The 16,001-nt window shown below is 69.1% G+C and carries 2 protein-coding genes; both read right to left on the bottom strand.

The genetic code is table 11. From position 1 onward, the window contains the following. Window positions 1–7: 7 nt before the first annotated feature. Window positions 8–10,933, bottom strand: a complete 10,926-nt coding sequence (locus S1361_RS38985; protein WP_341829285.1) for a type I polyketide synthase — start codon at window positions 10,931–10,933, stop codon at window positions 8–10. A gap of 46 nt (window positions 10,934–10,979) precedes the next feature. Further along, window positions 10,980–15,953 (bottom strand): type I polyketide synthase, encoded by a 4,974-nt coding sequence (locus tag S1361_RS39835; RefSeq protein WP_208030646.1) that lies wholly within the window; start codon window positions 15,951–15,953, stop codon window positions 10,980–10,982. Window positions 15,954–16,001 lie beyond the last annotated feature (48 nt).

Raw genomic sequence — 16,001 nt, 5'->3', positions numbered from 1 at the left:
ATGGCCTTCATCGGCCCGCACCCGGTTCCGCAGCCGCGGCGGACGGCTCCTGTGCGTCCTGCTCGAGCAGGGCCATCCGGACGAGGTCGTCGACACCCGCGGTCTCGATCGCGTCCGCCCGGTCCAACTCCTCGGGATCCGCCGCACCGTACGTTTCACCCGGCCCGTCCGCCAGGCGCACCAGCACGTCGAGCAGGCCGGCCTCCCGCAACCGGGCTGCCGAGACCCTCGCCAGGGCCCGGCGCAGTCTGGCCTCGTCGTCGTCCCCCTCGCTCCTGGCCTCCGCGGCGGGAACCACGAGGGTGCGCAGGTGGCGGGCCAGGGCGGCTGGTGTCGGATGGTCGAACGCCAGGGTCGGGTGCAACTGCAGGCCGGTGACCGCGTTCAGCCGGTTGCGCAGTTCGACGGCGGTCAGCGAGTCGAAACCCATGTCCATCAGGCCGCGCTCGGTGTCAACCGTGTCGGCCACGGAATGGCCCAGGACCAGGGCGATCTCGCCGCACACCAGGTCGAGGAGGAGGCGGTCCTGCTCGGCTGGTTCCAGGCCTGCCAGCCGCTGGACGACAGAACGGGCGCCGGCCCGTGCACGCCGGACGGGAACGCGCGCCAAGTGACGCAGCGGCGCCGGCAGTTCCCGGACCTCTGCCGCCGATCGCAGGCCGTGGGGATCCAGCTGGATGGGGAGGAGGGTGGGTTTGGTGGTGGTGAGGGTGGTGTCGAGGAGGTGGAGGGCTTGGGTGGTGGTGAGGGGGGTGGTGCCGTTTTGGGTGAGGCGTTGGTGTTGTTGGGTGGTGAGTTGGGCGGTGATGGTGCTGGTTTGTTGCCAGAGGCCCCAGGCGAGTGAGGTGGCGGGGAGGCCTTGGGTGTGGCGGTGGTGGGCGAGGGTGTCGAGGAAGGTGTTGGCGGCGGCGTAGTTGGCTTGGCCGGGGTTGCCGAGGGTGCCGGCGGCTGAGGAGAAGAGGATGAAGTGGGTGAGGGTGGGGGTGTGTTGGGTGTGGGTGTGGAGGTGCCAGGCGGCGTCGGCTTTGGGTTTGAGGGTGGTGGTGAGGTGGTGGGGGGTGAGGGTGGTGAGGGTGGCGTCGTGGGTGGTTGCGGCGGTGTGGATGACGGTGGTGAGGGGGTGTTCGGTGGGGATGGTGGTGAGGAGGGTGGCGAGTTGTTGGGGGTCGGAGACGTCGCAGGCGGTGATGGTGACTTTGGTGCCGAGTTGGGTGAGGTGTTGGGTGAGTTCTGTGGTGTGGGGGGCGTTGGGTCCTTGGCGGCTGGTGAGGAGGAGGTGTTGGGGGTGGTGGTGGGTGGCGAGGTGGGTGGCGATGAGGCGGCCGAGGGTGCCGGTGCCGCCGGTGATGAGGATGGTGCCGTTGGGGTTGAGGGGGGTGTGGGTGGTTGGTTGGGTGGTGGTTTTGGTGAGTTGGGGTGTGTGGTGGGTGTTGTTTCGGATGGTGGTTTGTGGGTGGGTGGTGGTGAGTTGGTGGAGGAGGGTGGTGGTGAGGGTGGTGGTGTGGGGTGGGGTGTCGAGGTCGATGAGGGTGATGCGGTGGGGGTGTTCGGTTTGTGCTGTGCGCAGTAGTCCCCAGGTGGTGGCGTGGGGGAGGTTGGGGGTGTGGGTGTCGTGGGTGGTGGTGTTGGCGTGGTGGGTTATGACGGTGAGTTGGGTGTGGGTGAGGTGGGGGTTGGTGAGGAAGTCCTGGGTGAGGGTGAGTGTGTGTTGGGTGAGGTGGTGGGTGTCGGGGAGGGGGTTGGGGTTGGTGGGGTCGGTGGGGGGGAGTGTGGTGAGGAGGATGTCGGGGGTGGGGTGGTTTTGTTCGGTGAGGGCGTGGGTGAGGTCGGTGAGGTTGGCGTAGGTGGGGATGGGGTGGTCGGGGTCGTGGGGGAGTGGGGTGCCGAGGATGGCGACGCGGGGGGTGCCGGGGGGCGGTGCCGGCTCCGCAGGAACCCACTCCAACTCCCACAACGCGTTGCGCAAGGCCGGGTCGCCCACAGCCAGTTGATCGGCCGTGACGGGGCGGACCGTCAGCATCTCCACCGCCACCACCGGCTTTCCCGAGGGGTCGGTTGCGGTGAGCGTCAGGGTGTCCTCGCCGGTGCGTGACAGCCGGACTCGCAGGGCCGTGGCACCGGTCGAGTGCAGCGTGACACCGCTCCACGAGAACGGCAGCCGCGTCGGTTGTGGCTCCGAGGCACCAGACAGCCCGATGGCGGAGACGTGCAGGGCCGAATCCAGCAGGGCGGGATGGACACCGAATCCCGCCGTGCCGACTTCATGGGCAAGACCGACCTCGGCGTACACCTCGTCCCCGCCCCGCCATGCGGCCTGCAGTCCCTGGAACACCGAACCGTAGTCCAGTCCCATGTCGCTCAGCCGCGCGTAGACGTCGTCGACCTCTACGGCGACCGCGGCCGGAGGCGGCCACTCCGTGGGGAACTCGGGCACGGACTGCGTATCGGCCGCGAGTGTTCCCTCAGCGTGCCGAACCCACTCCGCGCCGTCGACGTCATCGCCCCGCCTCGAATGCACCGCGACGGACCTGGTCCCCCCGTCGTCGGGGGCGCCGACGGTCACCTGCACGCGAACGGCATCATCCTTGGGCACGGCCAGGGGCTCGTACAGCGTCAAGTCCCGGACACAACCGGCGCCCACGTGTGCACCGACGTGGAGCGCGAGGTCGATGTAGGCGGTGCCGGGCAGGAGAGGCGTCTCCAGGACGGCGTGGTCGGCGAGCCAGGGGTGGCTGGTGAGGGAGAGCCGTCCGGTGAAGAGGTGCCCGCCGTCGGGGAGCGGCACGCCGGCACCGAGCAGCGGGTGAGCCGTCGCGTTGAGGCCCGCGGCGGTGACGTCCGCGGTGATCGCCGGATTCAGCCAGTACTGCTGGTGTTGGAAGGGGTAGGTGGGGAGGGGGGTGGGTGGGGTGTGGGGGAGGGCGTTGTCCCAGTTGATGGGTGTGCCGGTGTTGTGGAGGGTGGTGAATGCGTGGCTGAGGGTGTGGGTGGGGTGGTGTTTGGGGTTGAGGGTGTGGGTGATGGTGGCTGGCGGGGTGGTGTCGTTGTGGGTGTTGAGGGTGTGGTTGTTGAGGGTGGTGAGGGTGGTGTCTGGTCCGATTTCGAGGTAGGTGGTGACGCCCTGGTGGTGGTGGAGGTGGGTGATGGATTGGTGGTAGTGGACGGGTTGGCGGGCGTGGGTGGTCCAGTGGTTGGTGGGGAGGGGGTGGGTTGTGGTGGTGGCGGTGTGGTTGGTGATGAGGGGTGTGTGGGGGGTGTGGTGGGTGAGGTGTCGGGTTGTGTGGGTGAGTTGGTCGAGGATGGGGTCGAGGTGGGGTGAGTGGTAGCCGTGGGTGGTGTTGAGGGTTTTGGTTTTGATGCGTTGTTGCTGGTAGTGGGTGGTGATGTGGTGGATGGTGGTGTGGTGGCCTGCGATGACGGTGGTGGTGGGGGTGTTGTGGGCTGCGATGGTGACGTCGGTGATGTGGTGTTGGTTGAGGTAGTGGGTGATGGGTTCGGGGGGGAGGTTGATGCTGGCCATGGCGCCGGTGGGGGGGAGGGTGTGCATGAGGTGGGCGCGGGTGGTGATGAGGTGGGCGGCGTCGGTGAGGGTGAGGATGCCGGCGGTGTGGGCGGCGGTGATTTCGCCGAGGGAGTGGCCGAGGTGGTAGTGGGGGTGGATGCCGTAGTGGTCGGTGAGGAGGTGGTAGAGGGCGGTCTGGAGGGCGAAGAGGGCGGGTTGGGTGTAGAGGGTGGTGTTGAGCAGGCCGGTGAGGGGGTCGTTGGGGGTGGCCCACATGATGTGTTGGAGGGGGTGGTCGAGGTGGGGGTCGAGGGCGTGGCAGATGCGGTCGAGGTGGTGGGCGAAGGTGGGGTTGGTGGTGTAGAGGTCGTGGCCCATGCCGGGGTGTTGGGTGCCCTGGCCGCTGAAGCAGAACGCGATCTTCGCTTCGCTGCTGTTGTCGGTGGTGGTGAGGTGGGTGAGGTGGGGGTGGGGTTGGTTGTGGGTGAGGGCGTGGAGGGCGTTGAGGCGTTGGGTGGGGGTGCCGTGGGTGATGGCGGCGCGGTGGTTGAAGTGGGTGCGGGTGGTGGCCAGGGCGCGGGCGACGGCGGTGGTGTCGAGGTGGGGGTGGCGGGTGAGGTGGGTGTGCAGGCGGGCGGCTTGGGCCTGGAGGGCCTGGGGGGTGCGGGCTGAGAGCAGCCACGGCGCCGGCCCGTCCGCCGCGGGAGCCGGTTCGGCCGGTGTCTCGGTGGGGGGTGTCTCGGCCGGTGCTGCTTCGAGGATGAGGTGGGCGTTGGTGCCGCTGATGCCGAAGGAGGAGACGGCGGCGCGGCGGGGGTGGCCGGTGTCGGGCCAGGGGGTTTGCTCGGTGAGCAGTTTGACCGCGCCTGATTCCCAGTCGACGTGGGGTGTGGGTTGGTCGATGTGGAGGGTCTTGGGCAGCACGCCGTGGTGGATGGCCTGGACCATTTTGATGACGCCGGCGATGCCTGCGGCGGCTTGGGTGTGGCCGATGTTGGATTTGACGGAGCCGAGCCAGAGGGGTTGGTCGGTGGTCCGGTTCTGGCCGTAGGTGGCGAGGAGGGCCTGGGCTTCGATGGGGTCGCCGAGGGTGGTGCCGGTGCCGTGTGCTTCCACCGCGTCGATCAGGTCGGGTGTGAGGCGGGCGTTGGTCAGGGCCTGGTGGATGACGCGTTGCTGGGAGGGGCCGTTGGGTGCGGTCAGGCCGTTGCTGGCGCCGTCCTGGTTCAGTGCACTGCCGCGGATGACGGCGAGGACCTGATGACCGTTGCGCCGGGCGTCGGAAAGCCGTTCCAGCAGGACGAGGCCCACCCCCTCCCCCCAGCCGGTGCCGTCCGCTCCGGCGGCGAACGACTTGCAGCGGCCGTCACGGGCCAGCCCCCGCTGCCGGCTGAACTCGATGAACGTGGTTGGCGAGGCCATGACGGTGACTCCGCCGGCCAGGGCGAGTTCGCACTCGCCCGTCCGTAGTGCCTGTGCCGCCTGGTGCATGGCGACCAGGGACGAGGAGCAGGCCGTGTCGACGGTCACCGCCGGACCCTCGAAGCCCAAGGTGTAGGAGATACGGCCCGAGGCCACGCTGTACGAATTTCCGGTGCCGAGAAAGCCCTCGAAGCCTTCCGGTGTGCGTTGCATCAGACGGCCGGCGTAGTCGCCGTACATGACACCGACGAAGACGCCGGTACGACTGCCACGCAATGAGTGCGGAGTGAGGCCCGCCTGTTCGATCGTCTCCCAGGCGGTCTCCAGCAGCAGTCGCTGCTGCGGGTCCGTGGCCGCTGCCTCACGGGGGCTGATCCCGAAGAAATCCGGGTCGAACTCGTCGGCGTCGTACAGGAAGCCGCCCTCGCGGGTGTAGCTCTTGCCGATGGCCTCGGGATCCGGGTCGTACAGGCCCTCGACGTCCCAGCCACGATTCGTGGGGAACTCTCCGATGCCGTCCCGCCCCGCGGCGACCAGGTCCCATAGGCCATCGGGCGACGTGACGCCGCCGGGGTACCGGCAGGCCATGGACACGATAGCGATCGGCTCGTCGGTGGACCGGGCCGCGACGGCTGTGGTCGCCGGGTCCTTCTCCCTGCCGATCAGGGACTGGCGCAGGAAGCCTGCGAGTGCCTGGGCCGATGGGTAGTCGAACACGACCGTTGCCGGGAGGGGCAGACCGGTGGCGCCGGAGAGTTGGTTGCGCAGTTCGACGGCGGTCAGCGAGTCGAAGCCGAGCTCCTGGAAGGCCCGTTCGGGGTCTACGGACTCGGGTGAGGTGTGCCCCAGAACTGCCGCGGTCTGCTGCCGCACCAGGTCGAGGAGGAGGCGGTCCTGCTCGGCGGGTTCGAGGCCTGCCAGTCGGCGTCCGAGCGGGGCCGTCTCGGTGGTGAGGCGAACCGGCGTCCTGACCAGGCTGCGCAGCATCGGCGACAAGGTGCCGGCTTCCGCACGCGCACGGAGTGCGCGTGGCTCCACCCGCATGGGGAGGAGGGTGGGTTTGGTGGTGGTGAGGGTGGTGTCGAGGAGGTGGAGGGCTTGGGTGGTGGTGAGGGGGGTGGTGCCGTTTTGGGTGAGGCGTTGGTGTTGTTGGGTGGTGAGTTGGGCGGTGATGGTGCTGGTTTGTTGCCAGAGGCCCCAGGCGAGTGAGGTGGCGGGGAGGCCTTGGGTGTGGCGGTGGTGGGCGAGGGTGTCGAGGAAGGTGTTGGCGGCGGCGTAGTTGGCTTGGCCGGGGTTGCCGAGGGTGCCGGCGGCTGAGGAGAAGAGGATGAAGTGGGTGAGGGTGGGGGTGTGTTGGGTGTGGGTGTGGAGGTGCCAGGCGGCGTCGGCTTTGGGTTTGAGGGTGGTGGTGAGGTGGTGGGGGGTGAGGGTGGTGAGGGTGGCGTCGTGGGTGGTTGCGGCGGTGTGGATGACGGTGGTGAGGGGGTGTTCGGTGGGGATGGTGGTGAGGAGGGTGGCGAGTTGTTGGGGGTCGGAGACGTCGCAGGCGGTGATGGTGACTTTGGTGCCGAGTTGGGTGAGGTGTTGGGTGAGTTCTGTGGTGTGGGGGGCGTTGGGTCCTTGGCGGCTGGTGAGGAGGAGGTGTTGGGGGTGGTGGTGGGTGGCGAGGTGGGTGGCGATGAGGCGGCCGAGGGTGCCGGTGCCGCCGGTGATGAGGATGGTGCCGTTGGGGTTGAGGGGGGTGTGGGTGGTTGGTTGGGTGGTGGTTTTGGTGAGTTGGGGTGTGTGGTGGGTGTTGTTTCGGATGGTGGTTTGTGGGTGGGTGGTGGTGAGTTGGTGGAGGAGGGTGGTGGTGAGGGTGGTGGTGTGGGGTGGGGTGTCGAGGTCGATGAGGGTGATGCGGTGGGGGTGTTCGGTTTGTGCTGTGCGCAGTAGTCCCCAGGTGGTGGCGTGGGGGAGGTTGGGGGTGTGGGTGTCGTGGGTGGTGGTGTTGGCGTGGTGGGTTATGACGGTGAGTTGGGTGTGGGTGAGGTGGGGGTTGGTGAGGAAGTCCTGGGTGAGGGTGAGTGTGTGTTGGGTGAGGTGGTGGGTGTCGGGGAGGGGGTTGGGGTTGGTGGGGTCGGTGGGGGGGAGTGTGGTGAGGAGGATGTCGGGGGTGGGGTGGTTTTGTTCGGTGAGGGCGTGGGTGAGGTCGGTGAGGTTGGCGTAGGTGGGGATGGGGTGGTCGGGGTCGTGGGGGAGCGGGGTGCCGAGGATGGCGACGCGGGGGGTGCCGGAGGGCGGTGCCGGCTCCGCAGGCACCCACTCGACCTCGAACAGGGAGTTGCTCATGTCGGCATCAGCGGGTGCCAACTGCTCCGCAGTGACCGGCCTCGTCGTCAGCGTCTCGACCGTGATGACCGGGGCGCCGGTGTCATCCGTCGCGGTGAGCGTCAGGGTGTCCTCGCCGGTGCGTGACAGCCGGACTCGCAGGGCCGTGGCACCGGTCGAGTGCAGCGTGACACCGCTCCACGAGAACGGCAGCCGTACGTCGGGCTCGCCGTCCCCGGTTCGGGCCAGGCTCAGTCCCAGGGGATGCAGCGCACTGTCCAGGAGCGCCGGGTGCATGTCGAACAGGGCGCCGCTCGGTGCGTCGTCGTGGGCCACCTCCGCGTAGAGCGTCTCGCCTTTCCGCCAGGCGGCGCGCAGGCCTTGGAAGGCCGGACCGTAGTGATAGCCGAGGTCGGCGAGCTGGTCGTAGAACGCGTCGACGTCGACCCGTTCAGCATCTCGCGGCGGCCACGAGGCCGAGTCCGCGGGCGCTGAGCAAGTCTGGTGCTCCGCCAGCAATCCGTGCGCATGTTCGGTCCAGGAGCGTTCCGCGGGGTCCCCGCTTTCGCTGCCTTCGGGTCGTGAGCGGACGGTGATGCGGCGGTTTCCGTTCTCGTCCGGTGCGGCGACCGTGACCTGGAGCTGCACGGCACGCTGCTCGTTCAGAACGAGCGGTGTCCGGAGCGTCAACTCGGCCACGTGAGGGCAGTCGAGGTGCTCGCCGGCGTGGAGAGCGAGGTCGATGTAGGCGGTGCCGGGCAGGAGAGGCGTCTCCAGGACGGCGTGGTCGGCGAGCCAGGGGTGGCTGGTGAGGGAGAGCCGTCCGGTGAAGAGGTGCCCGCCGTCGGGGAGCGGCACGCCGGCACCGAGCAACGGGTGCACACTCCTTTCGAGCCCGGCCGCAGTGACGTCCGTGTCGGCGGCGGCCGTGAACCAATGGCGTTGGTGTTGGAAGGGGTAGGTGGGGAGGGGGGTGGGTGGGGTGGTGGGGAGGGTCTTGTCCCAGTCCACGGGTGTGCCGGTGTTGTGGAGTGTGCTGAGTGCGTGGCTGAGGGTGTGGGTGGGGTGGTGTTTGGGGTTGAGGGTGGCGGTGGCGGTGGTTGGCGCGGTGTCGTTGGTGTTGGTGAGGGTGTGGTTGTTGAGGGTGGTGAGGGTGGTGTCTGGTCCGATTTCGAGGTAGGTGGTGACGCCGTGGTGGTGGAGGTGGGTGATGGATTGGTGGTAGTGGACGGGTTGGCGGGCGTGGGTGGTCCAGTGGTTGGTGGGGAGGGGGTGGGTTGTGGTGGTGGCGGTGTGGTTGGTGATGAGGGGTGTGTGGGGGGTGTGGTGGGTGAGGTGTCTGGTTGTGTGGGTGAGTTGGTCGAGGATGGGGTCGAGGTGGGGTGAGTGGTAGCCGTGGGTGGTGTTGAGGGTTTTGGTTTTGATGCGTTGTTGCTGGTAGTGGGTGGTGATGTGGTGGATGGTGGTGTGGTGGCCTGCGATGACGGTGGTGGTGGGGGTGTTGTGGGCGGCGATGGTGACGTCGGTGATGTGGTGTTGGTTGAGGTAGTGGGTGATGGGTTCGGGGGGGAGGTTGATGCTGGCCATGGCGCCGGTGGGGGGGAGGGTGTGCATGAGGTGGGCGCGGGTGGTGATGAGGTGGGCGGCGTCGGTGAGGGTGAGGATGCCGGCGGTGTGGGCGGCGGTGATTTCGCCGAGGGAGTGGCCGAGGTGGTAGTGGGGGTGGATGCCGTAGTGGTCGGTGAGGAGGTGGTAGAGGGCGGTCTGGAGGGCGAAGAGGGCGGGTTGGGTGTAGAGGGTGGTGTTGAGCAGGCCGGTGAGGGGGTCGTTGGGGGTGGCCCACATGATGTGTTGGAGGGGGTGGTCGAGGTGGGGGTCGAGGGCGTGGCAGATGCGGTCGAGGTGGTGGGCGAAGGTGGGGTTGGTGGTGTAGAGGTCGTGGCCCATGCCGGGGTGTTGGGTGCCCTGGCCGCTGAAGCAGAACGCGATCTTCGCTTCGCTGCTGTTGTCGGTGGTGGTGAGGTGGGTGAGGTGGGGGTGGGGTTGGTTGTGGGTGAGGGCGTGGAGGGCGTTGAGGCGTTGGGTGGGGGTGCCGTGGGTGATGGCGGCGCGGTGGTTGAAGTGGGTGCGGGTGGTGGCCAGGGCGCGGGCGACGGCGGTGGTGTCGAGGTGGGGGTGGCGGGTGAGGTGGGTGTGCAGGCGGGCGGCTTGGGCCTGGAGGGCCTGGGGGGTGCGGGCTGAGAGCAGCCACGGCGCCGGCCCGTCCGCCGCGGGAGCCGGTTCGGCCGGTGTCTCGGTGGGGGGTGTCTCGGCCGGTGCTGCTTCGAGGATGAGGTGGGCGTTGGTGCCGCTGATGCCGAAGGAGGAGACGGCGGCGCGGCGGGGGTGGCCGGTGTCGGGCCAGGGGGTTTGCTCGGTGAGCAGTTTGACCGCGCCTGATTCCCAGTCGACGTGGGGTGTGGGTTGGTCGATGTGGAGGGTCTTGGGCAGCACGCCGTGGTGGATGGCCTGGACCATTTTGATGACGCCGGCGATGCCTGCGGCGGCTTGGGTGTGGCCGATGTTGGATTTGACGGAGCCGAGCCAGAGGGGTTGGTCGGTGGTCCGGTTCTGGCCGTAGGTGGCGAGGAGGGCCTGGGCTTCGATGGGGTCGCCGAGGGTGGTGCCGGTGCCGTGTGCTTCCACCGCGTCGATCAGGTCGGGTGTGAGGCGGGCGTTGGTCAGGGCCTGGTGGATGACGCGTTGCTGGGAGGGGCCGTTGGGTGCGGTCAGGCCGTTGCTGGCGCCGTCCTGGTTCAGTGCACTGCCGCGGATGACGGCGAGGACCTGATGACCGTTGCGCCGGGCGTCGGAAAGCCGTTCCAGCAGGACGAGGCCCACCCCCTCGCCCCAGCCGGTGCCGTCGGCAGCCGCGGCGAAGGGCTTGCAGCGGCCGTCACGGGCGAGGCCCCGCTGCCGGCTGAACTCAGTGAAGATGCCGGGGCTCGGCATGACGGTGACGCCGCCTGCCAGAGCGAGGGTGCACTCGCCCGTCCGTAGTGCCTGTGCCGCCTGGTGCATGGCGACCAGGGACGAGGAGCAGGCCGTGTCGACGGTCACCGCCGGACCCTCAAGGCCCAGCACGTAGGAGATACGGCCGGAGGCCACGCTGTTGGCGATCCCCGTCAGGAGGTAGCCGTCGGCACCGGTTCCGCCACCGTGACGCAGGGACGCGTAGTCCTGGCTGGCGATGCCGGCGAAGACGCCGGTGGGGGTGGAGTGGAGGGAGTCGGGGGCGATGCCGGCGTGTTCGAGGGCTTCCCAGGCGGTCTCCAGGAGGAGGCGCTGCTGGGGATCCATGGCGGCGGCCTCGCGGGGGCTGATGCCGAAGAACTCGGCGTCGAACTCGTCGGCGTCGTACAGGAAGCCGCCCTGGCGGACGTAGGTCTTGCCGCCGGCGTCCGGGTCGGGGTCGTACAGGCCCTCGACGTCCCAGCCGCGGTTGGCGGGGAAGTCCCCGATGGCGTCCCGGCCCTCGGCGACCAGCTGCCACAGCGCCTCGGGAGAGCTGACGCCACCGGGATAGCGGCACGCCATCCCGACGATCGCGATCGGCTCGGTGGAGCGCTCCTCGACGTCACGCAGACGCCGCTGGGTCTGACGGAGGTCACCCATGACTCGCTTCAGATAGGTGAGGTGCTTTTCGGCGTTTTCCGGCATCGTGACTTTTCTCCCGTGACCCTGTGGTGCGTAGCTTTGCTGGACTTCAGGAATGGCCGAGTTCGCGGTCGATCAGGTCGAAGATCTCTTCCGACGACGCCGACGCGAACTCGTCGTCCGACTCCTCCGGCGCTGCGGCGGTGTCCTCCGCGCGCCGCACCCTCCGCGCCAGCGCCTCCAGGCGCTCGACGACCCCGGCCGGTGCACCGCCGCTGGCAGCCCAAGCGCTGATCGAGCCTTCGAGAGCGGTCAGTTCGGCGAGGACGTCGTCGGCCTCCGGTTCCTGAGGCGCCAGGACCTCGGCGAGCAGGTGGTGTGCGAGGAGCCGCGGCGTGGGGTGGTCGAAGACGAGCCCCGCCGGAAGCCGCAGACCGGTTACGGCGTTGATGCGGTTGCGCAGTTCTACCGCGGTCAGCGAGTCGAACCCCAGCTCCTTGAACGCTCTGTCGGCGGCGACTCCGTCGGTGTCGGTGTGCCGCAGAACGACGGCCGCTTCCGCACGGACCACATCGAGGAGGAACTCCTCGCGCGCGTGGACCGGCAGACCGGCCAGACGCTCCGTCATGGCCGCCACCGATTCCACCGCCCCCGCGGGGTCCCCGTGGCCGGTGCCCTGTAGCGCGTGCTGCGCCTCGGCTATCTCGGACAGGAGGGTACTGGGACGGCTGGATGTGAAACCGAGCACGAAACGGTCCCAGGCGATGTCGGCGACCACGAGGTACGTCTCCTCCTGTTCCACCGCCGTGACCAGGGCGGCGACCGCCGACTCCGGTTCCATCTCCAGGATGCCCCGCCGGTCCATGTAGTCCCCGACGTCCTCGGCGACGAGCATGCCTCCGCCGCCCCACGTGCCCCAGGCGACGGAGGTGGCCACCTCCCCGCGCGCCCTGCGGGCCTCGGCGAGGGCATCCAGGTACGCGTTGCCCGCTGCGTAAGCCGCGTTGCCACCGCTGCCCCAGACGGCCGAGCTGGACGAGAAGAGCACGAACGCCTCCAGGGCCCTGCCCTCCTCGCCGCTCAGCAACTCGTCCAGGACAGCAGCCCCCAGGACCTTGCCGACCGTGATCCGCTGGAGGTCGGGCAGACCCGTGTCGCACACATCGGTGAACTGCTGCGCCACACCCGCCGCATGGAAAACAGCCGTCAGGGGCTCCTCGGCCGGTACGGAAGCGAGGAGGGCGGCCGCGGCTCCGCGATCGGCGACATCGCAGGAAACGATGGTCACCCGCGTGCCGAGAGCGGTGAGCTCGGTGGTGAGTTCGGCCGCTCCAGGGGCTTCCGGGCCGCGTCGGCTGGTGAGCAGCAGGCGCTCGGCGCCGTTCCGAGCAAGCCACCGCGCGACGTGGGCACCGATGCCTCCGGTGCCCCCGGTGACCAGGACCGTGCCTCTCGGCTGCCACGCACGCGCGGAGGCCCCGTCGGCCGGACCCTGCGGTGCCCGTACCAGTCGGCGCCCGTACACACCACCGACGCGCACGGCGACCTGGTCCTCGTCCCCCGCACTGGCAAGTACGGCCGCGAGCCGGTCGGTGACCTGCTCCGTCCACTCCGTCGGCAGGTCGACCAGACCGCCCCACTGCTTCGACCGCTCCAGAGCCACGGACCGTCCGAGCCCCCAGACCTGTGCCTGAGCCGGACGGACAACGGAATCGCCGTGCCCCGTGAGCACACCTCCGACGGTGACGTTCCACAAGGACCCTCCGGACCCGCTGTCCGACATCGCCTGGACGAGGGCGAGTGTCGTGGCGAGGCCGAGCGGTACTGCCGGATACGCCGGATGGGGAGCGTCGTCCAGCGCGAGCAGTGACAGCACACCCTCGATGCGCCCCACGCCGCCGGAGAGTTCACGCAGCCGGTCGGCGAGAGTCCGGCGGTCGGCCGTTGCCGAATCCACGCTCCAGGTCTCCACGATCGCACCGTGCTTGCGCAGCGCGTACCCGCACTGTGCCGTCACGTCGTCCTCGGTCAGAGAGTCAGGGACCACCAGCAGCCAGGTTCCCTCAAGGCGCGGCCCGGGCGCCGCGGCCAGCGGGCGCCAGGCGATGCGGTAGCGCCACCCGTCCACCTGCTCGCGCTGCCGCCGGCGACGGTGCCAGGAAGCGAGGGACGGCAACAGCTGCTTCAGCGGCTGGTCGTCGGGGACGCCCAACTCCCCAGCCAAAAGCGCCACATCGTTGCGTTCCACCAGGTTCCAGAACCCGGCGTCCGCCCGCACTTCGGTCCCGGAAGCCCGCTTCTCCGGCTCGTCCAGCCAGTACTGCTGGTGTTGGAAGGGGTAGGTGGGGAGGGGGGTGGGTGGGGTGTGGGGGAGGGCGTTGTCCCAGTTGATGGGTGTGCCGGTGTTGTGGAGGGTGGTGAATGCGTGGCTGAGGGTGTGGGTGGGGTGGTGTTTGGGGTTGAGGGTGTGGGTGATGGTGGCTGGCGGGGTGGTGTCGTTGTGGGTGTTGAGGGTGTGGTTGTTGAGGGTGGTGAGGGTGGTGTCTGGTCCGATTTCGAGGTAGGTGGTGACGCCCTGGTGGTGGTGGAGGTGGGTGATGGATTGGTGGTAGTGGACGGGTTGGCGGGCGTGGGTGGTCCAGTGGTTGGTGGGGAGGGGGTGGGTTGTGGTGGTGGCGGTGTGGTTGGTGATGAGGGGTGTGTGGGGGGTGTGGTGGGTGAGGTGTCGGGTTGTGTGGGTGAGTTGGTCGAGGATGGGGTCGAGGTGGGGTGAGTGGTAGCCGTGGGTGGTGTTGAGGGTTTTGGTTTTGATTCGTTGTTGCTGGTAGTGGGTGGTGATGTGGTGGATGGTGGTGTGGTGGCCTGCGATGACGGTGGTGGTGGGGGTGTTGTGGGCTGCGATGGTGACGTCGGTGATGTGGTGTTGGTTGAGGTAGTGGGTGATGGGTTCGGGGGGGAGGTTGATGCTGGCCATGGCGCCGGTGGGGGGGAGGGTGTGCATGAGGTGGGCGCGGGTGGTGATGAGGTGGGCGGCGTCGGTGAGGGTGAGGATGCCGGCGGTGTGGGCGGCGGTGATTTCGCCGAGGGAGTGGCCGAGGTGGTAGTGGGGGTGGATGCCGTAGTGGTCGGTGAGGAGGTGGTAGAGGGCGGTCTGGAGGGCGAAGAGGGCGGGTTGGGTGTAGAGGGTGGTGTTGAGCAGGCCGGTGAGGGGGTCGTTGGGGGTGGCCCACATGATGTGTTGGAGGGGGTGGTCGAGGTGGGGGTCGAGGGCGTGGCAGATGCGGTCGAGGTGGTGGGCGAAGGTGGGGTTGGTGGTGTAGAGGTCGTGGCCCATGCCGGGGTGTTGGGTGCCCTGGCCGCTGAAGCAGAACGCGATCTTCGCTTCGCTGCTGTTGTCGGTGGTGGTGAGGTGGGTGAGGTGGGGGTGGGGTTGGTTGTGGGTGAGGGCGTGGAGGGCGTTGAGGCGTTGGGTGGGGGTGCCGTGGGTGATGGCGGCGCGGTGGTTGAAGTGGGTGCGGGTGGTGGCCAGGGCGCGGGCGACGGCGGTGGTGTCGAGGTGGGGGTGGCGGGTGAGGTGGGTGTGCAGGCGGGCGGCTTGGGCCTGGAGGGCCTGGGGGGTGCGGGCTGAGAGCAGCCACGGCGCCGGCCCGTCCGCCGCGGGAGCCGGTTCGGCCGGTGTCTCGGTGGGGGGTGTCTCGGCCGGTGCTGCTTCGAGGATGAGGTGGGCGTTGGTGCCGCTGATGCCGAAGGAGGAGACGGCGGCGCGGCGGGGGTGGCCGGTGTCGGGCCAGGGGGTTTGCTCGGTGAGCAGTTTGACCGCGCCTGATTCCCAGTCGACGTGGGGTGTGGGTTGGTCGATGTGGAGGGTCTTGGGCAGCACGCCGTGGTGGATGGCCTGGACCATTTTGATGACGCCGGCGATGCCTGCGGCGGCTTGGGTGTGGCCGATGTTGGATTTGACGGAGCCGAGCCAGAGGGGTTGGTCGGTGGTCCGGTTCTGGCCGTAGGTGGCGAGGAGGGCCTGGGCTTCGATGGGGTCGCCGAGGGTGGTGCCGGTGCCGTGTGCTTCCACCGCGTCGATCAGGTCGGGTGTGAGGCGGGCGTTGGTCAGGGCCTGGTGGATGACGCGTTGCTGGGAGGGGCCGTTGGGTGCGGTCAGGCCGTTGCTGGCGCCGTCCTGGTTCAGTGCACTGCCGCGGATGACGGCGAGGACCTGATGACCGTTGCGCCGGGCGTCGGAAAGCCGTTCCAGCAGGACGAGGCCCACCCCCTCGCCCCAGCCGGTGCCGTCGGCAGCCGCGGCGAAGGGCTTGCAGCGGCCGTCACGGGCGAGGCCCCGCTGCCGGCTGAACTCAGTGAAGATGCCGGGGCTCGGCATGACGGTGACGCCGCCTGCCAGAGCGAGGGTGCACTCGCCCGTCCGTAGTGCCTGTGCCGCCTGGTGCATGGCGACCAGGGACGAGGAGCAGGCCGTGTCGACGGTCACCGCCGGACCCTCAAGGCCCAGCACGTAGGAGATACGGCCGGAGGCCACGCTGTTGGCGATCCCCGTCAGGAGGTAGCCGTCGGCACCGGTTCCGCCACCGTGACGCAGGGACGCGTAGTCCTGGCTGGCGATGCCGGCGAAGACGCCGGTGGGGGTGGAGTGGAGGGAGTCGGGGGCGATGCCGGCGTGTTCGAGGGCTTCCCAGGCGGTCTCCAGGAGGAGGCGCTGCTGGGGATCCATGGCGGCGGCCTCGCGGGGGCTGATGCCGAAGAACTCGGCGTCGAACTCGTCGGCGTCGTACAGGAAGCCGCCCTGGCGGACGTAGGTCTTGCCGCCGGCGTCCGGGTCGGGGTCGTACAGGCCCTCGACGTCCCAGCCGCGGTTGGCGGGGAAGTCCCCGATGGCGTCCCGGCCCTCGGCGACCAGCTGCCACAGCGCCTCGGGAGAGCTGACGCCACCGGGATAGCGGCACGCCATCCCGACGATCGCGATCGGCTCGGTGGAGCGCTCCTCGTTCTCCCGGAGCTGCTGGCGTGCCTGGTGCAGGTCCGTGGTCACCCGCTTGAGGTAGGTGCGGAGGGTGTCCTCGTTCGCCATACGACTGTCAGCTCCTTGGAATCCCGGTCCGGTCGTGTTCGGTCATGC

The sequence above is a fragment of the Streptomyces cyanogenus genome, assembly GCF_017526105.1.
GTDB lineage: Bacteria > Actinomycetota > Actinomycetes > Streptomycetales > Streptomycetaceae > Streptomyces > Streptomyces cyanogenus.
The sequence above is the reverse complement of the archived record's forward strand: the minus strand, read 5'-3'. Positions and strand labels throughout refer to the sequence as shown.

Excerpts from the sequence above, each read along its gene's own strand:
- S1361_RS38985 (WP_341829285.1), bottom strand. The coding sequence starts at position 10,933 with ATGCCGGAAAACGCCGAAAAGCACCTCACCTATCTGAAGCGAGTCATG.
- S1361_RS39835 (WP_208030646.1), bottom strand. The coding sequence starts at position 15,953 with ATGGCGAACGAGGACACCCTCCGCACCTACCTCAAGCGGGTGACCACG.